Below are 24,048 nucleotides of genomic sequence, written 5' to 3' on the forward strand. Positions count from 1 at the left end.
AATTCCATTAATAAATTATTATATAGTCTTAAGACAATTTTACCAAACTCGGAGGGTTTATATACCATGGATTCAGTAGTTATTATTGATGCAAAACGCACTGCTATTGGAAAGTTCAGAGGACAATTTGCAGACTTGTCTGCAGTAGAGTTAGGTACTAAGTTAGTCCAACAATTGTTGGATATAAATAAATTAGATCCTAAAGAAGTAGATCAATTTATATTTGGAAATGTCTATCAAGCAGGACAAGGACAAAATCCAGCACGTCAAATAGCAATTAATTCTGGAGCAAGGGTTGAGTCAACATCCATGACAATTAACCAAGTTTGCGGTTCAGGATTGAAAGCTGTAAAAGAAGGTTACAACGCCTTAGTATTGGGCGACGCAGATATCGTAGTCGCCGGTGGAATAGAAAGTATGTCAAATGCACCATTCTTTGCACCACGCGTGGACAAAATGAAAGCCAGTGAAGAGTTACAAGATACACTCTTCAAAGATGGTCTAACAGATGCATTTAGCAACCAACATATGGGAATCACAGCAGAAAATGTTGCTGAAAAGTATTCTGTTACTAGAGAACAACAAGATCATTTCGCTCTTGATTCTCAAATGAAAGCAAGCGCCGCAATTGAAAAACTTCAAAAAGAAATTATTCCTATTGAAGTGAATGGAAATAAAGTAACTGCTGATGAATCTATTCGTGCTAATTCAACTCTAGAAAGTCTGGCGGGGTTGAAAACAGTATTTAAGGAAAATGGAACAGTAACTGCTGGTAATTCTTCACCATTAAACGATGGTGCAGCTGCCTTAATTTTGATGACAAAGTCAAAAGCTGATGAATTAGGATTGAAATATGTGGCAACTATCAAAGGTTACACTGAAGTAGGAATAGATCCGGACTATATGGGGTATGCCCCATATTACGCAATCAAAAAATATTACGACAAATACAATCTATCATCTGAAGATATAGATTTATTTGATATCAATGAAGCCTTTGCATCTCAAGCTTATGCAGTAACTAGAGATCTAGAATTACCATCAGAAAAAGTAAATATATATGGTGGAGCAATTGCACTTGGTCATCCATTGGGAGCCACAGGAGCCAGATTAATAACTACTCTAATTAATCAATTGAAAACTGAAAACCAAAAAACTGGTATGGTTTCACTATGTATTGGTGGCGGTATGGGTATGGCTCTAGGAATTGAGTTATCATGAAATTATACGAAATGAGTAATCAGGAGCGACTTGATTATTTAATAGAGAATAATTATCTTACAGCACAGCAAGCCCAAATATTGTCAGATAGGGATGTTATATCTGAGGATTTAGCAAGAAGTCTAAGTGAGAATCAAATAGGGGCTTTTAGTTTGCCATATGGTTTTGCAACAGATGTTGTAGTGAATGGCAAAGAATATATAGTTCCTATGGTTACAGAAGAACCATCAGTTGTAGCCGCTGCCTCAAATGGTGCTAAGCGTGTAAAGAATTCCGGTGGCTTCAAAGTGCAACCAACCACTAGAAATATTTTTGGTCAAATAATACTAAAACCAAACAATCCCCAGACTTTGGAAATGTTGAATCATTCTCTAGCTGAATTGACTGATTTAGGCAATGAATCTCGTCCAAGTCTTGTGAAGCGTGGCGGTGGTATTGTAGGTATGTATGTTGACGAGGTTGGTGAGTTCTTAGAGATAGTTATTCAGTTTGATACTGTGGATGCCATGGGCGCTAATATAGTCAACTCAATGTTGGAAGTTATTGCTCACAGGGTGACAGAACTGACCAATGAAGACATACTCAGCAGCATTCTGTCCAATAGTGGTATCGGTCAGATTGTTAAAGCAGAGGCTAAACTAAACTTTGAAGATCTGGCAACTAAAGATTTAGATGGACAAATGGTCGCAGAAAAAATTGTTCAACTAAATGATTTTGCTCATCAATCCTATCGCAGAGCTGTTACCAATAATAAAGGTATTATGAACGGAATTGATGCCATCTATTTAGCCACTGGCAATGATTTTCGAGCAGAAGAAGCTGCCGCACACAGTACACAAGATAGACCTTACGCCCCATTCAGTGATTGGAAAATTATAAACAATCAATTAATTGGAACTCTGGAAATGCCAATAGAAATCGGAAGTGTTGGTGGAGCAATCAGTTCCTTGCCAATGGCACAGATTAGTTTAGCTATGATGAAAATAGAAGACAGCAAAGAATTACAGTCAGTTGTATCAGCAGTTGGTTTGGCAAATAATCTATCAGCTATGAGAGCTCTGGTTTCAACAGGTATTCAAAAGGGGCATATGAGTTTGCAAAGTAAGTCTTTAGCAGTAAGTGCTGGAGCAAAAGGTTCAGAAATAGAAGAAGTATCTAAAAGAATGAATGAACTTAAAGAGTACAATTTGGATTTAGCAAAAAAAATCTTAGGTGAATTAAGAGGTAATAACTAATGAGTATAGGTATTGATAAATTAGGTTTTTATACTCCTAAAAATTATATAGATATCGTTGAACTTGCAGAAGCTAGAGATGTTGAACCTGGTAAATTTACCATTGGAATTGGTCAAGATAAGCAAGCTGTTCCTAATCCTTATGAAGATGTGGTAACAATGGCTGCAGAAGCAGCTAATCAGATTTTGACAGAAGACAATAAAAAGGATATTGAACTAGTAATTGTTGGTACTGAAAGTAGTATTGATGAATCTAAGTCTTCATCAACATTTTTGATGGATTTACTAGACTTACCAAATGAAGTTCGTGCTTTCGAAATTAAACAAGCATGTTACGGTGCTACTGCTGGTTTGCAAATGGCAAAAGATTTTATTGCTACACATCCAGGTAAGAAAGCACTAGTTATTGCTAGTGATATTGCTAAATATGGTATCAAAACTGCCGGTGAAGTTACACAAGGTGCAGGTGCTATCGCAATGCTAGTTAGTGAGAATCCTCAAATTGTTGAACTAGAAGATAAATCAGTTTATCTAACTAAAAATGTTGGTGATTTTTGGAGACCAACATTCTCTAAGACAGCATTTGCTCGTGGTAAATATTCAAACGAAATTTATATGGATTTCTTCAAAACATTATTTGATAATTACAATCAAAAATTTGACCAAGATGTTGAAAATATCGATACCTTGTTGTTCCATATTCCATATACAAAAATGGGACGTAAAGCACTTAACACTATCGAAAGTGATGTTTCAGAAGAGAAGTTCAATGATTTAGTAGAACGTTACCAAAAGAGTATAGAAATAAGCCGTTCAGTGGGGAATCTATATACGGGTTCATTATATTTAGGATTACTTTCATACCTAATCAATGGCGATGTAAAAGATAACGAATCATTGATGATGTTTAGTTATGGTTCTGGTGCAGTAGGTGAAATTTATTCAGCCAAAGTAGTTTCAGGATTTGAAAAAGCTATTGATATCGAAGGAATCAAGAACATGCTTGATTCTAGAAAGAAAATATCAATCAGTGAATATGAAACAATCTTCAATACTGAATACAAGAACTATGATGTAGTCAATATTGACACTGTAGAAGGTGAATTCTATCTATCAGAAATCACTGAAAATGAAAGATTATATTCTCGAATTAGTAAATAAAAAGATGATACCGAAAGGTATCATCTTTTTTGTTATATAATAAATTTAATTAAATATCTGTGGGGGATATTTAGGGGGTGAGAATAATTCAAATAAATAGCGTAGGTAAATACTATCTATATACTGTGTTTACAAAATTAAGATTCACTAGAATTATTAATATAATATTTTTAGTACAATTTTTGCACTACAATCTTGTTCAATATGCTTTTATTCAGTCCATTTTTTATTCTCACAGTTATTTTGGGAAATTCCCAGTGGAGTTTTGAGTGATTTATTCAAAAGGAAGACAGTCATTGTAATAGGACTAGCCATATTGTTTACATCTCCATTTCTTATGATTTCAACAATATCAGTATCTAAAAGTGTGGGATTTATTATTTTAATAACTGCATTTTTTATGGAAGGATTGGGTAATGCACTTCTTAGCGGGTCAGATGATGCTTTATTTTATGAAGCTATTCGTTTTGAAGGTAAGGAAGAATTATTCGGTAAAATAAGGGGAAATTCACAATAAATGTTGCTATTTCCTTGGAAATAGCAACATTTATTGGAGGGATATTATATAGTTTTAATATTATATTTCCGTACTTATTACAGTCATTGATGTTGATTTTTCCGGTGATTATTATTTTGTCTATGAAAAATGTCCAAAGTAAGGAAACTATTTTAGATCAAGAACAAACACTAAAAAACACACTAGCTGTGTTTAGGGATATGACCAAGTACTCTAATATACTTTTCATTTTTTTACTTTCTACAGTTATAGTTTCAATGATAAATGCTGTTTTTGCATTGTTACCAGACTATATTTCTAAAATTGGTTTTTCGTCATCTGCTAATGGTGGAATATTTATGATTTATAGTTTTGTCGGCGGTATTATAGCAACACAATCATATAGATTAATTAAGTATAGTTTTCGCTCTCTAGTTACCATAATTTCAGTAATCTTAGGGTTAGGAATCATATTTCAAGTTCAATCCAATAAATATATATTCCTAATAGGAATAGGATTGCTTTACATTGTTGAAGATATTATTGACCCGATTATCATGCAAATACTTAATAAGTGGGTGGAAGATAAGTCTAGAGCTACGTTCATTTCAGGATTATCATTTCTTACAAGTCTGATAACAATGATTATTAATCCGCTTATCGGATTGATAATTATGAAATACGGAACAATATCAATGTTGGTATCATCTTCAATCATAACCATTTTGGTTATTATAATTTTTTACGTAGTCATATTGAGAGCAGGGGTAACAAAGGATGAGTGAACAAAGAGGCAAAATTGATAATTTATATTATCATCAGCATGAGAACGATGAATATGAATATATTCTTTCACAAATAAAAAATCCTGAGTTGAATTCTAGTGAACAAACGACACTGGTTAAAATAATCAGTAAGAACTATTTTGATAGTTTTGAAGAAACGCTTGCTCCAATATTGTTGAATATTATCAGAGCAGGCTGTCCTCTCTACACTAAGATTGAAATACAAAATGTGCTTTCAAATGGGAAAAAATTTACAGCAGATTTATTAATAGAAAATTTAGGTAGTATTGGAGAAAATCAACATTTAAAACTTCCATCAAAAACCAGCGGTAAGAAAACTTATCCTATCGCACGAGATATATGTGCAAGAATACTTCAGAAAATGGATGAAATTGCTGTTTATGAGATATGTACAAATATCCAAAATAATAAATTGGATAATTCGCAGATTAGTGAATCCTTAGATGTTTTAGGTTATTGTATTTTTCACAATAGTTTACTAGGAAATGAAGATGTTTTAAAAACTATTGTTAATCAAACTAGATCAGAAGATTCTGTATGCAAATGGAAAGCAATAAGGGCACTCTCATCTTTTAAAGATAATGACTTTGTCGAAAATTATCTTACAGACTTATTAGATAAAGAAAATTCGGACATAATTAATTCTGAAATTGAAAGGAGTTTAAAGTTTATTAGATAAGAACAAGCTTTATTATTTAGTAAAGTTTAGTCAAGATAAAAATGACAAAAATTAGAGATATCTATGATGATTTATCTGCAACGCTTTTAATGTCTTTACATCAAGAACCCAGAGATCAGATATTATCAGGACAAAAAATCATTGAATATCGGAAAAAATTCTACGATGATGCTTTTCAGGCTTTCGTTCATACAACGGGAAAAGATGGTGGAATAGAGTTGTTTATTCAATTTGATAAGCCAATAGTTACTAATGCTGATAAGTTAGCTAAGATAGGTGAGTTACTACAAAATGATGATTATTCAGAGATTTATGAATACTATATGCCCAAGAATATTGGCTATATTATTCCTATAAAGTCTGTAACAGAGATTTCAAAAATATCCCTTGAGGAATTAAGGGATAGATTTCCGGGATATGTTGTTCCACAAGCGTACTTGTTCTTAGACTCTAAACCGGAATTGTTAGATTTTTTACTGAATCAAGAATGTGGCAAGACCAAAAACATTGATTGGAATCAAAGATATAAGGAAATTGAAAAGATTCTAAGTAATTAATTTGATAACAAAAAAGCAGACAACTAATTGTCTGCTTTTTTATTTAATATTTATTATTTAACAACTTGAACTGTAATTGTTTGTCTACCAAATGATAGTGCCTGTGAGTTAGGCATTGCAATGTCTAGTTGGTTTGAGTTTGATAGGGCAAAGTAACCTGTATCATTAACTGTTCTGTACATTACTGTACCGTCACCAAGAGTGATTTTTAGTTGAGTTCCCTTAGGGAAACGTGAAAGGTTAGCGGCAACACCACTATAACCCATGCTTGAACCTAATACTGCTGGATCATAAGCTGTAGCTGACATTGTATATTTAACTGATGGTTCTTCTTCAGTCATGTATTGACCATTGATCCATTCGTTAGAACCTAGGTTATACCAAACTTGACCATTTTGATCAGTTGTTTGAGCATAAACGTTATATGCGTTACCGTCAGCAACTGAATTATCTACATAGTATCCATCGTTAGCAGATGAATATAGGTTTACGTTTCCACCATTTGATGAAACATAAAGCACTTTGTTAATTGCTACAACAGGTGCATTGAAAGAAACATCTGATGATGATACCCATGTATCATTTCCAATTTCGTAATATGTTTTACCATTAACCATAGCTGTTTTGTCGATTGACCAAGCTGTGTTTGTTTGAACAGAGTTTGCTGAAGTTGCAACTTTACCTGATGTTACATTGTGGTATACTTTTGCGCCATTGTCATTGTTAATGTATATAACGTCTGATGATGGTGCAACTTGAACCTTACTTGATGCTGCTGTAGCAGCTGAAACTGATGTTGCGCTTGTTACTGCTGTAGAACCAATAGCAGTTAGTGCGATGATTGAAAGTGTAATGTGTTTTAAATTCATATATATAATTTCTCCTGAAACTCTTACAAAAATATCTATAAGAGTTAAGTTATGTTTTTATCAACGATAACCATCATAACTCAAAGGAAATAAAAAAAGTTGGATATAATCCAACTGTAAATTCTATGTAATATTAATGAAATCTTTATAATTTTTTAGCAATTTCTTGTAATAATGTATCAATATTGTTAACAACTTTACCGTTTAACTTGATCAATCCAATGGTATAAGTGTTTACATATTGGAATGGATTTTCTCCGATTTCAGCTACGGCAGCAATTTTTTCTGGATTTTCTGCACCGTGTTGACGAAGATCTGTAAATAATCCTAGTATAGGAATTTCTTTACCAAATGCTAATCCGATTTCGGAAGCAACTCCAACATCGATGATTTCTCCGTCTAGCACTGCAACAACTAGATCTGAAGTAAGGAGTTCTTTGTTATCTTCTTCAGCAATTTTGATTGAATCAGCGAACTTTGTTTTATCATTGATATCGCCATTTTCTTGAGGTAGGTACACTTCAATATCATCAGAAATCTTGCGGATCTTATCAACTACAACTTCATTGAACATACGATCTGCCTGTGAGAATAAACCATTAGCAAAATAAATTTTCATAACAAATTCCTCCTAAATTATATTCACTATCAATCTTATCATAGCTAAAAAAAGAAACTGAATATTTCAGTTTCTTTTTTCTAATTTTACAATTGTTTCAACGTGAGGTGTTTGTGGGAACATATCCACAGGTTGAAGGTATTGGACGCGATATTTGCTGGCTAGACGTGTAAGGTCTTTTGCAAGTGTCGATGGATTACAAGATATATAAACTAGTTTTTCTGTAGGATTATCTAGAATTGTATCAATCAAGCGATCTTCCAGACCAGTTCTTGGAGGATCAACAATCATTGCATTGACTTCTATACCATCTGCTAGTAGTTCTGGATATATTTTATCAACAGCACCAGCGTAATATTCTGCGTTGTTAATATTATTCAGTTCAGCGTTTTTCTTGGCATCCTCAATAGCCTCGGGAATTATTTCGATACCGTAAACTTTTTCAACTTTGTCTGCCATGGTGATACCAATCGTACCAACACCACAGTATGCATCTAGTAGAACATCATTTTGGTTGGGTTCTAGAGCATCTTCTGCTAAATCGTACAAATGATCTGTTTGCAGTGAGTTTAGTTGTAGGAAAGCACGAGGGGATAGATTGAAGGTATATCCGTTGATATCTTCTTGAAGATATTCGTCTCCCCAGACTAGTCTAGTCTCATCTCCCCAAACACCTTTTTGATCTTCTAGGTTAATGTTTTGAGAAATTGAAGAAACTTCAGGTATCTGATCTGTAATTAGTTCTACAAGTTTTCGTTCTTTTAAAAATTTCTTAGTTCTAGTAATGAATGTTACTTGTAATTTGTTAAATTCAACCGATTCACGAATAACAATCATGCTGATAATACCGGATTTGTTTTCGGGGTTGAATACAGGTAGTTCTAACTCTTTGATGATATCGACAATCTTACGCATGGCTTTCATCGTTAGTTCCATTTGAGTAGGCATATCTTCTAAATCGACTAATTCTTGAGTACCTGTTTTGTACAAACCACAGCGGATTTCTCCGTCAATTTCTTGGATTGGAAACTGTGCTTTATTACGATATCTTTCTTGTTGAGGTGATGCAATAGTAGGTCTTATCTCATAGCGATCATAAGCATGTGGTTTATATCTTTCTAGAGAATTACGTAAGATATCTTCTTTAAATTCTAATTGGTCTTCGTAATTTATATGTGCAAACTCTAATCCACCAACCTCATTACTTAGTGGATTCACATCCTTGTTTCTGTATGGACTAGCAGTTCTGATTTTATGGATTTTACCGTTTAAAAATTTAGGATGGACATCTGTAATTTCACAGACAATGACATCTTCTGGCACAGCTTTTGGTACGAAAACAATGGCATGCTTGAAATAACCTATTCCTTCGCCGTTAATTCCTATTTGTTTGATAGTAAGGGGAAAGCGATCCCCAACATTTAGTTCTTCAATAATATTTGTATTCATTGTTTGTCCTTTGTTTAAAATGTGAGTTAAACTTATATCTGAGTATACCACGGGAGAATATAATATTGGCTAAAGTAACTTTAATTCAGGCACAAAAACAAAAGGGTAGATACAATGTTTTTATTGATAACAAATTTGCCTTTGGTGTTAGTGAGAATACGTTGATTGATTTCAGACTTGCGAAGAATTTAGAGCTTGATGACAATCAAATAGAAGAAATTAAAAATCGGGAAAATATCAACAAAGCTTACGGTGATGCCGTAAATTATTTGAGTTACCAATTAAGAACTGAATTTGAGTTGAAAAAGTATCTTAAGGAAAAAGAGTACGATTTAGATACTATCGATGAAGTTCTTGAACGTCTGATATCTTTGCACTATGTGGACGATGATAACTATGCAAAGACTTATATTCACAGTCATTTGAATACATCCAACAATGGTCCCAAGCTTATGGAACAAAAGTTGATTCAAAAAGGTGTATCCAAATTTGTAATAGAAGACCAGTTGGCAGAAATTGACCAAGATATTTTAATTGAAAATGCAGTAGATTTTGCAAAAAAACAAATCAAAAAATCACGAAAGAATTCTTTTAGTAATCTACAACAAAAAATCAAACAAACTCTATACCAAAAGGGCTTTTCAAATGAAATCATTGAAGAAGCTATTTCAAAAATTGATCTACAAAAGGATGATGAGACTGAATTAGAAAATTTAAAGGCAATGATAAATAAAGTTCAAAAACGTTATCCAGACAAGAATAAACTTATTACTTACCTGATGACCAAGGGGTTTAAGTATCAAGACATAAAGAATGAACTAGAGTGAATTTTTTGATGTATGTTGTTTCACAATCTGGTATAATCTCACATGGATATAAATTTTTGAAAGCTGGTTATGTTATGGATCTTCCAAGAGAGAGAGATTACGTAGCAATCCAGAGTTACAAGCATGATGGACATTTACACCGAACATGGCGTGAAACAATGGTGCTTAAGACAAGTGAAAATGAGATAATCGGTTGCAATGAAAACACCTTAGTGACTGAAGCAGATGGTCGCAGATGGGTTACTAGAGAGCCAGCTATCATATACTTTCATAGGAAGTATTGGTTCAATATCGTTGCAATGGTGAGAGATAACGGAGTTTCATATTACTGTAATTTGGCTACTCCGTTTGCTTTAGATAAAGAAGCTATTAAATATATAGACTATGATTTAGATGTAAAAGTTTTTGCTGATGGCGAAAAACGGCTTTTAGATGTGGACGAGTACGCTCTTCACAGTCAACAGTGGAATTACCCACCTGAAATAGATACTATCCTTCACGAGAATGTCGACGTACTTCTTGATTGGATTGACAATGGTAAGGGTCCGTTTTCTCAAGCATATATTGATCTTTGGATGAAAAGATACAACGAGTTATCTCACAACTAATTTGGATTGCAAAAAAAGACTGCCACTGGCAGTCTTTTTTTTTATGTTTATTTAAGTGTAATTCCAGAAAGGAAGTTTTCAATTCTTTGATTTGGTTTATTGAAGAAATCTTCGGTACTACCGTCAAACTCTATTTTTCCATCTTCAACGAATAAAATTTTATCAGCAACCATTCTAGCAAACTCCATGTTATGAGTTACAAGAATCATAGATTGACCTTCATCTGACAAATTCTTTAGAATTCGCAGAACTTGTGTTTCAAGCTCTGGATCAAGGGCACTCGTAGGTTCATCCAATAATATGTATTCAGGATTTACTGCCAGTGATCTACAGATTGAGATACGTTGTTGTTGTCCACCAGATAGTTGACTAGGGTATCTATCAGCATATTCTTCTAATCCGACATCTTTTAACAATTGTTTAGCGTGATCTTCCGCAGATTTTCTATCTTGCTTTAGAACCTTGATTGGTGCTTCAGTAATATTATTCAGCACGGTAAGGTTAGGGAATAGATTCCAATTTTGGAAAACCATACTGGTTTTTGATCTTAGTTCAAAGCTGTCATTACTAGAGATTGATTTTGAATAATCGATGTGCAAATCAGAAAAATCAATTTCACCTTTTTCAGGACGAACTAATAAATTTAAAGATCTCAACAAAGTAGATTTACCTGAACCTGAAGGGCCTAAGATAACAGTTGTTTTTCCACTTGGAAATTCAGTGGATATATTGTTTAATACCAACTTATCATCAAATGTTTTACTAATGTTTTTTATCGAAATCATTAGGCATTTCCTCCCTCTAAGTATCTATTAGTACGTTTTTCCAAGTAACGTTGAAGCCAACTTAGTAGTGTACATATTATGGCGTATAGTGCAGCGACCACAACATACATTAGCAATGGTTGATAGTTTTTGGCTACAATTTGTTGACTGACTTGGAACATTTCTAGGATAGTAATAGAACTTGCTAGAGAAGTATCTTTTACTAATCCAATGAATGAATTAGATAGAGGTGGTAAGGCAATTCTAATTGCTTGAGGAAATACTATATATTGTAATGTTTGTCTTGTAGAGAAATTCAAAGTATACGCTGCATTCCATTGATCTTGAGGAACAGACATCAATGCAGATCTAATTGTTTCTGAGGCATAAGCACCTGTATTTAAAGAAAAGCCAATAATTGCAGCAGGGAAGGCATCTATTTGAATACCTATACTTGGTAGCCCAAAGAAGATAATAAATAATTGAACAAGTAGTGGTGTGGATCTAAAAAGCCAAACATAAAATGAAGCTATAGCTTTTAGAACGTACCAAATTCCTTTTACGGCTTTATTTTCAGACGGAGTAATAAATTTAATCAGAGCTGTAACTATAGCTAGAATTAGTCCAAAAATAAATGAAAGTATTGCTATTGGAATGGTAAATTTTAACATTGCGGTGATAAGTTCTGGAAGTGATGAGATGACGGTTTGCCACATGGCGTTAATTCCCCCTGGAATTTCTAATAATTATTTTTGAGTAATATCTTCGCCAAAGTACTTAATTGAAAGTTTCTTTAGTGTTCCATCTTTTTGAAGTTTATTCATTGCTTTGTTCATTTCTTTTTGAAGTTCAGTAGAGTTTTTGTTCATAATTGGTGCAATCTCTGAAGCCTTGATATCTTTTGAAGAAACAACTCTATATTGAAGACCAGTAGTTTTACTATCTTTTATATATGTAAGATATGCTTCTTTTGAGTTAATTGTTGCATCAACACGACCATCTTTGATCATTGACATTGTTGTTGCAAAATCTGTGGAAGGGCTAATATTACCACCAAATTTTTCGGCGTTCAACCAGTTGTCAGTACCAGTTCCTTCTGCCATTTTCTTACCTTTTAAATCTTTTACAGAAGTTATATCTTTGTTACCTTCTTTTGTAATAAGTACAGATTTAGAATAAACGTAAGGTGTAGCAAAGATGTATTGTTTTTTACGACTGCTGTTTATTGCAACATTGTTCAAAACAACATCAAATGTTTTTGAGTTTAGACCAGCAATTAATGAATCCCATTTTGTAGGAACAAATTTTGCTTTCATTCCCATTTCTTTGGCAAGATCTTTTCCTAATTCAACTTCGAATCCAGTAAGTTTACCATTTTCACGGTATGAGTATGGAGCGTATGTTCCTTCAAGTCCAATTGTTAATGTTCCTTGTTCTTTGGTAACAGATTTAGAACTTGAAGAACATCCTGAAAGAATCAGCACAAACATAGCTAGAATAGAAATAATCGCTGTAATTTTCTTTTTCATTATTAGTTAATTCCCCTTAATTTGTTTTTTAACATTTTATATTTTCTCACATTAGTAGTAGATTTAAAAATTAAATAAATCTGTAGATAGATATCTTTCACCATTGTCCGCAGCTGTAGTGACAACTATCTTATCGGCACCTAGTTTTTTGGCAATTTCTTTTGCTCCAAAAATATTAGCTCCTGATGATATTCCTACTAGTAAACCTTCTTTTCTCGCCACTTCTTGAGCGGTTTGAATAGCTTGTGTACTACTTACTTCGATAATATCTTCATAGACCTTCTGGTCTAATGTATCAGGAATAATCCCTGCACTAATACCTTGAATTTTGTGAGGTCCAGTAGTTCCTTCTTTTAGTAGAGGGGATTCACTAGCTTCTAGAGCATAAATTTGTACATCTGGATAAACTTTTTTAAGTCCATGACCTACTCCGGAAAGAGTACCTCCTGTACCAACTCCAGCTACAAAAGCATCGATATTTTCATTTTTGAAATCTTTGATAATTTCTTGAGCAGTTGTTAATTCGTGAACTTCAGGATTGGCAGGATTTTCAAATTGCATAGGCATAAATGCGTCATTTTCTTTAGCATATTCGCTAGCTCTTTTGATTGCTCCAGACATTCCTTCTGAACCTGGTGTTAGAACTAGTTCAGCACCGTATCCTTGCATGATCTTACGTCTTTCAACACTCATAGTTTCAGGCATGAATATTACAATCTTGTAGCCTTTGGCACTTGCAACAAGAGATAGACCAATACCAGTATTACCAGATGTAGGCTCCACAATAGTATCACCCTTTTTTAGTTTGCCGTCTTTTTCAGCCTTTTCAATCATTGACAAGGCTATACGATCTTTAACAGATCCACCTGGATTGAAAAATTCTAGTTTTACAAAGATATCCGCCATATTTTGTGGGTCATTATTTTGAAGTTTTACCATAGGTGTGTTTCCAATTAATTCTGTGATTGAGTTTACTTTTGTCATATTAATTTCCTCTTTTAAATGTGTTCAACCAATTGTTAAAGAATTTTTCCTGACTTTCTTGCCATTCGAAAGTTGGTTGATTATTTTTATAGTAGTTATGAGCTTTAAATGCGTTAGGAACTTTACCACTAGCTATTTCTAATTGATACTCTTTGTCTAAATCATCTTTATGATATTCGAGATGGTTGAATAAAAAGGTCTGATTAGCAATGTTTGATTTTGCTAAAGATAATAAATTATTTTCAGTAACTGATAATACTTCTAAACGTTCATCTTCGTTTACTTGGGATAGATCCATCTCAGTGTAACGGGCATTTGGAGCAAGATAACCGGTAGGTATATCTTTTAGAAGTGGATCTGATTGTACAATTCTATTCTGATATACTCCAAAATCTTTTTTTGATAATGGTTTCTTTCTTATACCATACAAATGAGCTAGTGCTTCCATCGCTCCCCAACAGACATAGAGCTGAATAATATCGGATTTGTGAAGGTAATTCAGCAAATCATGTACTTCTGGTAGATAAGTTATTTTATCATCAGAGATTCTTTCGACTGGACTCCCAGAAATGATGAAACCATCTAGATATTTTAACTCTTCTAGTTTTAATGGTTTCATATTTGGTTCAGGAGGTTCGCTATACCGACTGGCAGAATAATAGTATGTTAAATCGACATTGTTATTTTGATTTAGAACTTGTTCAAAGTTGGAATTGGTTTGTTTTTTATCGGTCATTAAGTTTAGGAGACCTATTTTCAAATGAGTCATATTTTCACCTTGATAAACAAAAAAAGAGCTGACCAATGTCAGCTCTTTAATCGCATTATTTATAGTAACTAATTGATTAATTTAGAATGATATTAGGCATGATGAATAACTATAATTTCTATTTGTGCAAGAAATTACAGTACAACATGCAGTATTGATTGTAGAATTGCTTGTTTTCATCATGTTAATAATCCTCCGTATTTGTTTTGTAAATCTTGGTAGTTATGATAGCCGTATATTATTAGTCTGTCAATGAAATTTTATTTGTCTTCTTTATAAATTGATAAAGCATCGAATTCTAGATATGACGCAAATGTCACTGATAACATCAATATTAGTACCAACCAACCTAATGTGTTACCCATGATATGAGAGATAGGTAGTACATTCTTTACTAGATAAATACTAATGATAGAGAAAATAAAGTCTGATATTAAATTGAAAGAAATAATCCAAAAATTTCTCTCTAGAATGAATAAATTGATAAATTTCTTTAGTGCTGGTCTCGTGGAATTACGATACATAATTAATATTGGTCGTTGTGCAATGACTTTTACAGCAAAAAGACCGAATGCACCAATGATACCGCCAAGAATTATTCTCCAACTGATGGCGTGTAGCACCAAAGCATTATATGAAATACCTACTATTAACAGACAGGCAATATAAGGTATTAGAAAGAAAAATAGATAAATAACAGTTATTCTCTTATTTGACATTGTTATAGCTCCGATAATTTAATAGCTTTATTTTATCATGAAATTTAGATATATTGTTGAATACTTTAAGGACTGATATAATTAGCCTAGTTATAAAATATATAGTTTATATTGAAAGAGAGTGACATGTCGATGAACGGTGACCCTAGCGGTGTGACCTTGCTAGTACAACTATTAATAATCGTTGTATTAACAATTTTAAATGCTTTTTTTGCAGCTGCAGAAATTGCTATAGTTTCAGTAAGTAAGGCAACAGTAGAAGAAAAGGCGGAAGACGGTAGTAAGAAGGATAAACGTATTCTTAAAGCTATCGAAGAACCTAATCAGTTCTTATCTACAATCCAAGTAGCAATTACATTTGCGGGATTCTTATCATCTGCTATTGCTGCTACCAGTTTGAGTGGAAGTCTTGATAGATTGATGGGGGACTTTCCCGGAAGCCAAGAAGTATCTATCGTAATTATTACAGTTATCTTGTCTTATATTTCGCTGGTATTTGGTGAATTGTTACCAAAGCGTATAGCCATGAATAAACCTTATGGTGTAGCTAGATTTACTGAACCATATGTAAGATTTTTCAGATTTATTTTTAGTCCTTTTGTTAAGTTACTAACAGGATCTTTAAATCTAGTATTTAAATTAATTCCTATGAATTTTTCAAAAAAAGAAGATACTGCTTCTCGTAGTGAAGTTTTAGCAACTATTCGTGAATCCAAGGATAGTGGAACTATCAATTCTGATGAATACCAAATGATGCAAGGAATTATCGAATTCAGTGATAAGAATGTTCGAGAAATCATGGTTCCAAGAACTGATGCTTTCATGGTTGATATAAATGATCCTAAAGATCAAACTATTGATGCTATCTTGGAACAACCATTTTCTCGAGTACCTGTTTATGGTGGGGAAAAGGATAAGGTTATCGGAATTATCCATATTAAGGATATATTGAAACAAGCTCGTAAGTCAGGCTTTGAAAGTATCAGTTTGGATCATGTCATGGTAGAGCCTATGTTTGTTCCTGAAACTACTAGCATTGATGCTTTGCTTTTGAAAATGAAGAGCACACAAACTCAGATGGCAGTTGTTATGGATGAGTATGGTGGAGTCGTTGGATTGGCTACAATTGAAGATATCATTGAAGAAATTGTTGGTGATATAGATGATGAATACGATCAAGCTATCACAGCATACCGTCGTATAAATAGTAACGAGTACTCAATTATCGGTAAGATGACGACAGAAGATTTTAATGAATTATTTGAAGAGGATCTTCATTTGGATGATTATGATTCTGTTGCAGGTGTTTTAATTGCTCAAGCAGGGGATATTCCTACTGAGAACGTTCCGATATCTATTACTTTAGACGATGGAACTAAACTTACATCAGGCAAAGTTAATGGTTCAAGAATTGAAGATGTCATAGTCACAATACCTGACGATAAACTTAAACAAGTAATGAAAAATATGTATGAGAAGAAATACTAGAGGTATTTCTTTTTTCTTTTATAAGTAACAAACAGGAGAAAATAATGGATCAAAAACAATTAAGAGAACAAGTTGAAAAGAGAAGAACTTTTGCCATCATTTCCCATCCCGATGCTGGTAAAACAACTATTACTGAACAATTACTATATTTTGGTGGGGCTATTCGTTCTGCTGGTACAGTTAAGGGTAAGAAAACTGGTCAATTTGCTGCCAGTGATTGGATGGAAATTGAAAAGAAACGTGGAATTTCTGTTACCAGTTCTGTTATGCAGTTTAACTATAAAGATAGAGATATCAATATTTTGGATACTCCAGGACATGAGGATTTCTCAGAAGATACTTACCGTACACTGATGGCTGTGGATGCTGCTGTCATGGTTATTGATTCTGCTAAGGGTATTGAGCCACAAACTAAGAAATTATTCCAAGTTGTAAAGAAACGTGGAATTCCTATCTTTACATTTATGAACAAACTGGATCGTGATGGACGTGATCCATTGGATCTTATCGCTGAACTGGAAGAGCTACTGAACATAGAAGGTTGCGCTATGAACTGGCCAATCGGTATGGGTAAAGAACTAAAGGGATTATATGATATCCATAATCAAAGAGTGGAACTTTATCGAAAAGAGGGCGATGAGCGCTACATTCCAATCAATAGTGAAGGTTCAATAGATGATAAGGAACTGGCAGAAGATTCATTGTTTGAACAAGCTATCGGTGAAGTTGAACTACTAGAAGAAGCTGGAAATAGTTTTGATCCCGAAAAAATACAAAAGGGTGATCAAACACCAGTATTCTTCGGTTCAGCTCTAACGAACTTCGGTGTACAAGTATTCTTAGAGACATTCTTGGAAATGGCACCAGCTCCTGCACCTCATAAGTTGCAAGATAGTGATGAAGTTATTGAACCAGATTCAGATCAATTTTCAGGATTTGTTTTTAAGATACAAGCCAATATGAATCCTAATCATCGTGATAGAATTGCCTTTGTACGAATTTGTTCAGGTGAATTTGAAAAAGGTATGGATGTAACATTACAAAGAACTGGGAAAACGCTGAGACTTAATAATGCTACAGAATTTATGTCTGACCAACGTGAACAGGTTAAGAATGCTGTAGCTGGTGATATTGTAGGATTGTATGATACTGGTAATTTCCAAATTGGAGATACAATTTATAGTGGTAAGAAATCTATTCAATATGAAGAATTACCACAATTTACACCAGAAATGTTTATGGAAGTTCAAGCTAAAAACGTTATGAAACAAAAATCATTCCATAAAGGTATGCAGCAACTAGTTCAAGAAGGTGCTGTACAGTTGTACCAAAAATACTCAACCAGTGATTATATTCTAGGTGCTGTCGGACAGCTTCAATTTGAGGTTTTCCAATTCCGTATGCAAAATGAATATAACTGTGATGTTGTAATGACTCCAATTGGTTCAAGAATTGCTAGATGGATTGACCCTGAAAAATTAGATGAATCAATGTCTTCTTCTAGAAATATGTTGGTTAAAGATCTAGAAGGTAATCCACTATTCTTATTTGAAAATAAATTTGCGGTAACATGGTTTGAAGGTAAGTATCCAGACGTTAAATTAACTGCAAAACTATAGTAAAAAAGCACATCCCTAGGGATGTGCTTTTTATATGTTCAAATATTGTCTCTCAACGTAATTATCGTCATCAAGTTCAGCCCAAACACTGTTGTTTTCTAGTAAGATTAAATTTTTAACGAATACACGTTGGTTGCTTTGATAGTAACCTATCAGCATTTTTCCATAAGGTTGAACCCAGCCGGTTACGCTGTGTTCATGGAAATTCCCAATATTAGTGTATTGGTTAATTTCACTAATATCTATAACTTTATAGTTGTATGAATTCTTAATTTGAGATTGATTTTCCAATTGATAAGGTGGGATTTTGAATGTTGAAACGTCTTCAGTACTAGGTACCCAGATATCTGCACCTAAGTTATACCAGATGCGGTTTGTGTATCCTTCTTTCATCGCGTGGAAAATTTTCCATGTTGAGTTCATTGGAATAGTTCTATTGATAGGGTAGTTGATATTAGCTCTTTCAAAAACTTGAGTGCTATTAAATGTTTCCAAAAATAGATTATTAGGAATAATGTACGGAGTTAGTTTTTGGGTATTGTACTTGAATTCAAATTCTTGAACTTGATCTGTGAACTTTCCACTTACAACTTTTGGTGATTCAACAAGAAAATTGCGTGCTTCTTCTAGAGGCTTTGCTTGAAAAGTGCCGTTAAATTTACCTGTAAGGAAGATAGGGTCAGCAATCAATTTATCATCGATATTTCGGTGATAGATAATTACAGGAGCTGCTACTTGCTTAGCATAAATTATATTAATTCCATCACTATTAGGAATGAATTCTTTTTGGAAGTTTTGAACGGTCGACAAAATATATCCAGGGATAGTTTGAAAGGGAACATCCAAGTCATCAAGGTATTTACCTTGAATAGTTTTTGAGTCTCTTAGTTTATTTCCCACTGAATCTAGGTAATTTACTTCTATTAATATGTCGTTACGAATAATTTTTTCTACTTTGTCCATTATTACCCCTCTAATATTCCACTTACTCTTATTTTGAATTTTAACAGCAAATACTGATCTATCAACTAGAGTTTAAGTAATTATAAACAGGCGTAAGAGAAACTTAAATCTTTTTGATTGTACAAAAAAAGCATCGAAATTTTCGATGCTTTTGGTTAGGCATTATTTCTTTTCAACTACAGCTGGAGCATCTTGATAAGAGGCAATTTTTATTTCACCTTTTACAACTTTAGCTTCTAAATCTTTTTCTGTAGGGTGATCCAAGTAGTAGTCAGCTACTTTATCTTCAATTTGCTCTTCAATAACACGACGCAATGGTCGAGCACCCATGCTAGGGTTGTAACCTAACTCTACTAGCTTGTCTTTAGCAGATTTTGTTACATGGATCTTTAGTCCTTGATCAGCAATCATTTTGTTAGTATCAGCTAACATTAGGTCTACAATTTGAACTAAATTATCTTTTGATAGAGCATTAAATTCTACGATGCCATCAAAACGGTTTAAGAATTCAGGCTTGAAGTAATCAGAAAGACGACTGATTACAGTAGAAATAGTTGATGTAGCACCAAATCCAACATTGGCTTCTTTGACATCCTGACCAGCATTTGAAGTCATAATAATGATAGTATCTTTGAAACTAACAGTTCTACCTTGAGAATCCGTCAAGCGACCGTCTTCAAGAATTTGTAAGAACATATGCATAACATCTGGATGAGCTTTTTCTACTTCATCTAGAAGAATCAAACTATATGGATTTCTTCTTACTTGTTCAGTTAATTGACCGGCTTCTTCGTATCCTACATAGCCAGGAGGAGAACCAATCAATTTAGACACACTGTGTTTCTCCATGTATTCAGACATATCAAAACGAATCATTGATTCTGTTGTTCCAAATAGATCCTTAGCTAATTGCTTAGCTAATTCTGTTTTACCAACACCAGTTGGTCCAACAAATAGGAATGAACCAATAGGACGACCAGACTTATTAAATCCAACACGATTTCTACGAATTGCTTTAGAAACTTGTTCAACAGCTTCATCTTGACCAATAACACTTGATTTTAGGTTTGGTTCTAGGTTCTTTAGTTGAAGTTGCTCGTTAGCTTTCAAATCACCAACAGGAATTTTAGTCTTCTCTTCGACGATTTTTTCGATTTCTTTTTCAGAGATCATACTTTCATCAAGAGGAGTTTCCTTAGTGTTATCTTTCATTTTTTGATATTTAGAAACTTCATCACGGTAATATGCAGCTTTTTCATAATCTTCATTTCTCAATGCAGATTGTTTTTGAACTTCCGCATCAGAAATCTTGTTATCTAATTCTGCAATATCGATATGATTTGTTTGAAGATTTTTCTTAGATCCAGCTTCATCCATCAAATCGATGGCTTTATCTGGTAAGAATCTGTCTTGAATATAGCGAGCTGATAATTCTGCAGCGGCTACAATAGCATCGTTAGAATATTTTACGTGGTGATAGTCTTCATACTTAGGTTGAATACCTTTTAGAATTTGGATAGTAGCTTCAACACTAGGTTCATCAACTTGAACAGGTTGAAGTCTTCTTTCTAGAGCTGAATCTTTTTCGATTGTACGATATTCATTTAAAGTTGTTGCACCAACTAGTTGTATTTCGCCACGAGCTAGTGCAGGTTTTAGAACGTTACCAGCGTCCATTCCACCTTCAGCATTACCGGCACCAACAATTTCATGAATTTCATCTATAAATAGGATGATATTGTCATCTGCCTGAAGTTCTTTGATAAGTTGTTGCATTCTTTGTTCAAACTGACCACGTACGCCAGTGCCTTGAACTAGTGAAACAACATCCAAGCGAATTACTTTTTTGTTGCGAAGTTTTTCAGGAACGTCTTCGTCAACAATTTTTTGTGCTAATCCTTCAACCACGGCTGTTTTACCAACACCGGCTTCACCGATTAGTACAGGATTGTTCTTAGTTCTTCTATTTAATATTTCAATTACTCGTTTAATTTCATCGTCACGTCCAATTACAGGATCGACTTGACCTTTTCTTGCTTGTTCGGTTAAATCCACACCGTATTGAGCTAGTAGTGAATTGCCGCCGCCGTTTGGACCACGTCGACCTGATTGCGTATTAGGATCTCCAGCTTGAAAGCCTTGTGATTCAGATGAATTGTTCATAGCATTGAATAGTTCTTCAAAACTTGAAAAACCATTTGTGTTTTCTGCCATATTATCTATACCTTCATTACTTTCGTTTCTTAATTTTTGATAGCAATTTTGACAAAGGTTAACCTCTGTACGTTTGCCATTTACACTGGTATATAAGTGAATTGTTGCTTCATTTTCATTACAATTTTGACACAGCACTATAATCCCACCTTTCGGTTCAAAATTATAAAGATAGTATAAGACTTAGCACTCTCTAATTGCAAGTGCTAAGTCTTAAAAATTTCAACTTTATTTTATGAAAGTTATTTTTTTGTTAATTATCCTTGAAAAGCCTTTCTGTAAGCGTTAACCGACTTATTTGATAAGGCTTTGGAGAGTTATAAAGTAATGAAAAAGGTTGTTAATAATTTAAGAAAATGGTAAATTAAGAAATGAATATTTGTAGAGTTTTCTACATAATTTAATAAACAATAAAGAGGTAATTTATATCATGGAAAAGAAAGAATATCACGTAATCGCAGAAACAGGAATTCACGCACGTCCAGCAACAATGCTTGTACAAGCTGCAAGTAAATTCTCTTCAGATGTAAACATCGAATTTGATGGAAAATCAGTTAACCTAAAATCAATCATGGGTGTTATGTCACTTGGTGTTGGTCAAGGTGCTGATATTACTATTACTGCCGAAGGTGATGACGAAGCTGACGCAATTGCTGCAATCACAGAAACAATGACAAAAGAAGGTTTAGCTGAATAATGTCTACACAAATCAAAGGGATAGCTGCTAGTGAAGGTATTGCTACTGCAGAAGCATACCTTTTGGTTCAACCAGACCTTTCATTTTCAAAGAAGAGTATTAGTGATGTTGATGGCGAAGTTAAACGTCTTCAAGATGCACTTACTCAATCAGACAATGAATTAACAAAAATCAGAGATGCGGCTAAAGAATCATTGGGTGAAGAAGGCGCACAAGTTTTTGATGCGCACAAATTGATTCTTGCTGATCCTGAATTTACAGGTGCTGTTGAACAACAAATTAAAGATCAAAGTATCAATGCTGAACAAGCACTTGATGAAGTTTCACAAAACTTTATTACAATTTTTGAAGGTATGACAGATAATCCATACATGCAAGAAAGAGCAGCAGATATTCGCGACGTTACTAAACGTGTAATGGCTCACTTGCTTGGTGTTGAATTACCTAATCCTTCACTAATTGATCATGAAGTTATTGTTGTTGCTCACGATCTTACTCCAAGTGATACAGCTCAACTTAACAAGAAATTTGTTAGGGGCTTTATTACTGATATTGGTGGACGTACAGCCCACTCTGCAATTATGGCACGTTCATTAGAACTACCTGCTGTAGTTGGAACAAATACAGTTACAGCTGACATCAAAGATGGTGATCAGGTTATTCTTGATGGTCTCGATGGTGTGGCTATTGTTAACCCAAGTGATGATGATGTTGCTAAGTATTCAAAATTAGCTTCTGATTTTGCTGCCGAAAAAGCAGAATGGAAAAAGCTAAAGAGTGAAGCAACAGTCACTGCTGATGGTAAACATTTTGATGTAGCAGCTAATATTGGTTCACCAGATGATTTAGATGGTGTTCTTGATAATGGTGCTGAAGGTATCGGATTGTATCGTACAGAATTCTTGTATATGCAATCAGATCAACTTCCAACAGAAGAAGATCAATTCAATGCTTACAAGAAAGTTCTTGAAAGTATGAATGGAAAACCAGTTGTTGTCCGTACTATGGATATTGGTGGAGATAAGCATTTACCATATCTACCACTACCAGAAGAAGATAATCCTTTCTTAGGATATCGTGCTATTCGTATTAGTATTGATCAACAAGATATTTTCAGAACTCAACTGCGTGCTTTGATTCGTGCTTCAGCATTTGGTGAACTAAGAATTATGTTCCCAATGATTGGTACACTTCAAGAATTTAGAACTGCTAAGTCTATTTTTGAAGAAGAAAAAGCTAAGTTAGTTGCAGAAGGTGTAAAAATTTCAGATTCTATCCAAACAGGAATGATGATGGAAATACCTGCTGCTGCTGTATTGGCTGATCAATTCGCCAAGGAAGTTGATTTCTTTAGTATTGGAACAAATGACTTGATTCAATACACAATGGCTGCTGATCGTGGTAACGAAAGAGTTTCATATCTATACCAACCATACAATCCTTCAATCTTGAGATTGATCAAGCACATTATTGAATCAGCTCACAAAGAAGGCAAGTGGGCAGGTATGTGTGGAGAAGCTGCTGGAGATGACGTAATGGTTCCAATCCTATTAGGTATGGGACTAGATGAATACTCTATGAGTGCTACATCTGTATTACGTGTAAGAAGCTTGATGAAGAAATTAAGCACAGCAGATCTACAAACACTTGCAGAACGTGCTGTTAATGAATCATTAACAAACGATGATAATATTAAATTAGTATCTGAATATGTTAAATAATAAAAAAGAGTCGAAATTTTCGACTCTTTTTTATTTACTTTTAAAGTTTACAGAT

At 33.9% G+C, this 24,048-nt stretch carries 24 protein-coding genes; 13 read left to right on the top strand and 11 right to left on the bottom strand.

Going from position 1 to position 24,048, the window contains the following annotated elements; genetic code table 11:
• Nucleotides 1-66: 66 nt before the first annotated feature.
• The 7 genes from CS873_RS02870 to CS873_RS02895 all read left to right on the top strand — a co-directional run bounded on the left by CS873_RS02870 (nt 67) and on the right by CS873_RS02895 (nt 6,154).
• Complete coding sequence (locus CS873_RS02870; RefSeq protein WP_099974378.1) at nt 67-1,221, top strand: thiolase family protein; 1,155 nt, start codon at nt 67-69, stop codon at nt 1,219-1,221.
• Nucleotides 1,218-2,456 carry a hydroxymethylglutaryl-CoA reductase, degradative gene (locus CS873_RS02875; RefSeq protein WP_099974379.1) on the top strand — a complete coding sequence of 413 codons (1,239 nt, stop codon included), beginning with the start codon at nt 1,218-1,220 and terminating at the stop codon, nt 2,454-2,456. Before CS873_RS02870 ends, CS873_RS02875 begins: the two co-directional genes overlap by 4 nt.
• Nucleotides 2,456-3,616, top strand: coding sequence for a hydroxymethylglutaryl-CoA synthase (locus CS873_RS02880; RefSeq protein ID WP_099974380.1), 1,161 nt, complete (start codon nt 2,456-2,458; stop codon nt 3,614-3,616). Before CS873_RS02875 ends, CS873_RS02880 begins: the two co-directional genes overlap by 1 nt.
• A 265-nt stretch (nt 3,617-3,881) precedes the next feature.
• Nucleotides 3,882-4,133 (top strand): hypothetical protein, encoded by a 252-nt coding sequence (locus CS873_RS08230; protein ID WP_245823076.1) that lies wholly within the window; start codon nt 3,882-3,884, stop codon nt 4,131-4,133.
• Between the two features lie 116 nt (nt 4,134-4,249).
• A complete protein-coding gene (locus tag CS873_RS08235; RefSeq protein WP_245823077.1) occupies nt 4,250-4,897 on the top strand; it encodes an MFS transporter in 648 nt (215 codons plus the stop codon).
• Nucleotides 4,890-5,597: a HEAT repeat domain-containing protein gene (locus tag CS873_RS02890; protein WP_099974381.1), complete on the top strand. Its 708-nt coding sequence runs from the start codon at nt 4,890-4,892 to the stop codon at nt 5,595-5,597. Before CS873_RS08235 ends, CS873_RS02890 begins: the two co-directional genes overlap by 8 nt.
• A gap of 41 nt (nt 5,598-5,638) precedes the next feature.
• Entirely contained in the window at nt 5,639-6,154 is a 516-nt protein-coding gene (locus CS873_RS02895; RefSeq protein WP_099974382.1) for a hypothetical protein, read from the top strand.
• A gap of 53 nt (nt 6,155-6,207) precedes the next feature.
• On the opposite strand, the gene CS873_RS08330 is transcribed toward CS873_RS02895, so the two are convergent.
• The 3 genes from CS873_RS08330 to rlmD form a co-directional block, all read right to left on the bottom strand.
• Nucleotides 6,208-7,023, bottom strand: coding sequence for an SLAP domain-containing protein (locus tag CS873_RS08330; protein WP_099974383.1), 816 nt, complete (start codon nt 7,021-7,023; stop codon nt 6,208-6,210).
• 145 nt (nt 7,024-7,168) lie between these two features.
• Nucleotides 7,169-7,642 (bottom strand): nucleoside 2-deoxyribosyltransferase, encoded by a 474-nt coding sequence (locus CS873_RS02905; RefSeq protein ID WP_099974384.1) that lies wholly within the window; start codon nt 7,640-7,642, stop codon nt 7,169-7,171.
• A 66-nt stretch (nt 7,643-7,708) separates the two neighbouring features.
• Nucleotides 7,709-9,091, bottom strand: a complete 1,383-nt coding sequence (gene rlmD, locus CS873_RS02910) for a 23S rRNA (uracil(1939)-C(5))-methyltransferase RlmD (RefSeq protein WP_099974385.1) — start codon at nt 9,089-9,091, stop codon at nt 7,709-7,711.
• A 65-nt stretch (nt 9,092-9,156) separates the two neighbouring features.
• Between rlmD and recX the strand changes: the two genes are divergently transcribed.
• Nucleotides 9,157-9,918, top strand: a complete 762-nt coding sequence (gene recX, locus CS873_RS02915; RefSeq protein WP_099974386.1) for a recombination regulator RecX — start codon at nt 9,157-9,159, stop codon at nt 9,916-9,918.
• 74 nt (nt 9,919-9,992) lie between these two features.
• Nucleotides 9,993-10,526, top strand: coding sequence for a DUF402 domain-containing protein (locus CS873_RS02920; RefSeq protein ID WP_099975331.1), 534 nt, complete (start codon nt 9,993-9,995; stop codon nt 10,524-10,526).
• Between the two features lie 47 nt (nt 10,527-10,573).
• On the opposite strand, the gene CS873_RS02925 is transcribed toward CS873_RS02920, so the two are convergent.
• The 6 genes from CS873_RS02925 to CS873_RS02950 all read right to left on the bottom strand — a co-directional run bounded on the left by CS873_RS02925 (nt 10,574) and on the right by CS873_RS02950 (nt 15,291).
• The gene (locus tag CS873_RS02925) at nt 10,574-11,311 is read right to left on the bottom strand and encodes an amino acid ABC transporter ATP-binding protein (protein WP_099974387.1); all 738 of its coding nucleotides are present in this window, start codon (nt 11,309-11,311) and stop codon (nt 10,574-10,576) included.
• Nucleotides 11,311-12,006, bottom strand: a complete 696-nt coding sequence (locus CS873_RS02930) for an amino acid ABC transporter permease (RefSeq protein WP_099974388.1) — start codon at nt 12,004-12,006, stop codon at nt 11,311-11,313. The genes CS873_RS02925 and CS873_RS02930 overlap by 1 nt, the downstream gene beginning before the upstream one ends.
• Before the next feature lie 30 nt (nt 12,007-12,036).
• A complete protein-coding gene (locus tag CS873_RS02935) occupies nt 12,037-12,819 on the bottom strand; it encodes a transporter substrate-binding domain-containing protein (protein WP_099974389.1) in 783 nt (260 codons plus the stop codon).
• A 63-nt stretch (nt 12,820-12,882) separates the two neighbouring features.
• Nucleotides 12,883-13,803 carry a cysteine synthase A gene (cysK, locus tag CS873_RS02940; protein ID WP_099974390.1) on the bottom strand — a complete coding sequence of 307 codons (921 nt, stop codon included), beginning with the start codon at nt 13,801-13,803 and terminating at the stop codon, nt 12,883-12,885.
• A gap of 1 nt (nt 13,804) precedes the next feature.
• The gene (locus tag CS873_RS02945; protein ID WP_099974391.1) at nt 13,805-14,572 is read right to left on the bottom strand and encodes a homoserine O-acetyltransferase/O-succinyltransferase family protein; all 768 of its coding nucleotides are present in this window, start codon (nt 14,570-14,572) and stop codon (nt 13,805-13,807) included.
• 260 nt (nt 14,573-14,832) lie between these two features.
• Nucleotides 14,833-15,291: a hypothetical protein gene (locus CS873_RS02950; protein ID WP_099974392.1), complete on the bottom strand. Its 459-nt coding sequence runs from the start codon at nt 15,289-15,291 to the stop codon at nt 14,833-14,835.
• 126 nt (nt 15,292-15,417) lie between these two features.
• Between CS873_RS02950 and CS873_RS02955 the strand changes: the two genes are divergently transcribed.
• Both CS873_RS02955 and CS873_RS02960 read left to right on the top strand, forming a co-directional pair.
• Nucleotides 15,418-16,779 (top strand): hemolysin family protein, encoded by a 1,362-nt coding sequence (locus tag CS873_RS02955; protein WP_245823078.1) that lies wholly within the window; start codon nt 15,418-15,420, stop codon nt 16,777-16,779.
• Nucleotides 16,780-16,823: 44 nt separating this feature from the next.
• Nucleotides 16,824-18,398 (top strand): peptide chain release factor 3, encoded by a 1,575-nt coding sequence (locus CS873_RS02960; protein WP_099974394.1) that lies wholly within the window; start codon nt 16,824-16,826, stop codon nt 18,396-18,398.
• Nucleotides 18,399-18,428: 30 nt separating this feature from the next.
• On the opposite strand, the gene CS873_RS02965 is transcribed toward CS873_RS02960, so the two are convergent.
• Together CS873_RS02965 and CS873_RS02970 are read right to left on the bottom strand one after the other, a co-directional pair.
• Complete coding sequence (locus tag CS873_RS02965; protein ID WP_099974395.1) at nt 18,429-19,361, bottom strand: MucBP domain-containing protein; 933 nt, start codon at nt 19,359-19,361, stop codon at nt 18,429-18,431.
• 162 nt (nt 19,362-19,523) lie between these two features.
• Nucleotides 19,524-21,713, bottom strand: coding sequence for an ATP-dependent Clp protease ATP-binding subunit (locus CS873_RS02970; protein WP_099974396.1), 2,190 nt, complete (start codon nt 21,711-21,713; stop codon nt 19,524-19,526).
• A gap of 292 nt (nt 21,714-22,005) precedes the next feature.
• Here CS873_RS02970 and CS873_RS02975 point away from each other — a divergent pair, with 292 nt between their 5' ends.
• Both CS873_RS02975 and ptsP read left to right on the top strand, forming a co-directional pair.
• On the top strand, nt 22,006-22,272 hold the full coding sequence (locus CS873_RS02975) for a phosphocarrier protein HPr (RefSeq protein ID WP_099974397.1): 267 nt from the start codon (nt 22,006-22,008) through the stop codon (nt 22,270-22,272).
• On the top strand, nt 22,272-23,993 hold the full coding sequence (gene ptsP, locus CS873_RS02980; protein WP_099974398.1) for a phosphoenolpyruvate--protein phosphotransferase: 1,722 nt from the start codon (nt 22,272-22,274) through the stop codon (nt 23,991-23,993). Before CS873_RS02975 ends, ptsP begins: the two co-directional genes overlap by 1 nt.
• Nucleotides 23,994-24,048 lie beyond the last annotated feature (55 nt).

It is taken from the genome of Companilactobacillus metriopterae (assembly GCF_002762335.1).
GTDB classification, from domain to species: Bacteria; Bacillota; Bacilli; order Lactobacillales; family Lactobacillaceae; genus Companilactobacillus; species Companilactobacillus metriopterae.

Bases quoted from the DNA above. Each gene is read 5' to 3' on its own strand.
- CS873_RS02925 (WP_099974387.1), bottom strand. From the start codon at position 11,311: ATGATTTCGATAAAAAACATTAGTAAAACATTTGATGATAAGTTGGTA.
- CS873_RS02975 (WP_099974397.1), top strand. From the start codon at position 22,006: ATGGAAAAGAAAGAATATCACGTAATCGCAGAAACAGGAATTCACGCA.
- CS873_RS02905 (WP_099974384.1), bottom strand. From the start codon at position 7,642: ATGAAAATTTATTTTGCTAATGGTTTATTCTCACAGGCAGATCGTATG.
- CS873_RS02965 (WP_099974395.1), bottom strand. From the start codon at position 19,361: ATGGACAAAGTAGAAAAAATTATTCGTAACGACATATTAATAGAAGTA.
- CS873_RS02945 (WP_099974391.1), bottom strand. From the start codon at position 14,572: ATGACTCATTTGAAAATAGGTCTCCTAAACTTAATGACCGATAAAAAA.
- CS873_RS02920 (WP_099975331.1), top strand. From the start codon at position 9,993: ATGGATCTTCCAAGAGAGAGAGATTACGTAGCAATCCAGAGTTACAAG.
- CS873_RS02960 (WP_099974394.1), top strand. From the start codon at position 16,824: ATGGATCAAAAACAATTAAGAGAACAAGTTGAAAAGAGAAGAACTTTT.
- CS873_RS02875 (WP_099974379.1), top strand. From the start codon at position 1,218: ATGAAATTATACGAAATGAGTAATCAGGAGCGACTTGATTATTTAATA.
- CS873_RS02870 (WP_099974378.1), top strand. From the start codon at position 67: ATGGATTCAGTAGTTATTATTGATGCAAAACGCACTGCTATTGGAAAG.
- CS873_RS02890 (WP_099974381.1), top strand. From the start codon at position 4,890: ATGAGTGAACAAAGAGGCAAAATTGATAATTTATATTATCATCAGCAT.
- rlmD (WP_099974385.1), bottom strand. From the start codon at position 9,091: ATGAATACAAATATTATTGAAGAACTAAATGTTGGGGATCGCTTTCCC.
- CS873_RS02950 (WP_099974392.1), bottom strand. From the start codon at position 15,291: ATGTCAAATAAGAGAATAACTGTTATTTATCTATTTTTCTTTCTAATA.
- CS873_RS08330 (WP_099974383.1), bottom strand. From the start codon at position 7,023: ATGAATTTAAAACACATTACACTTTCAATCATCGCACTAACTGCTATT.
- CS873_RS02895 (WP_099974382.1), top strand. From the start codon at position 5,639: ATGACAAAAATTAGAGATATCTATGATGATTTATCTGCAACGCTTTTA.
- CS873_RS02880 (WP_099974380.1), top strand. From the start codon at position 2,456: ATGAGTATAGGTATTGATAAATTAGGTTTTTATACTCCTAAAAATTAT.
- cysK (WP_099974390.1), bottom strand. From the start codon at position 13,803: ATGACAAAAGTAAACTCAATCACAGAATTAATTGGAAACACACCTATG.
- CS873_RS02930 (WP_099974388.1), bottom strand. From the start codon at position 12,006: ATGTGGCAAACCGTCATCTCATCACTTCCAGAACTTATCACCGCAATG.
- CS873_RS02935 (WP_099974389.1), bottom strand. From the start codon at position 12,819: ATGAAAAAGAAAATTACAGCGATTATTTCTATTCTAGCTATGTTTGTG.
- CS873_RS02955 (WP_245823078.1), top strand. From the start codon at position 15,418: ATGTCGATGAACGGTGACCCTAGCGGTGTGACCTTGCTAGTACAACTA.
- ptsP (WP_099974398.1), top strand. From the start codon at position 22,272: ATGTCTACACAAATCAAAGGGATAGCTGCTAGTGAAGGTATTGCTACT.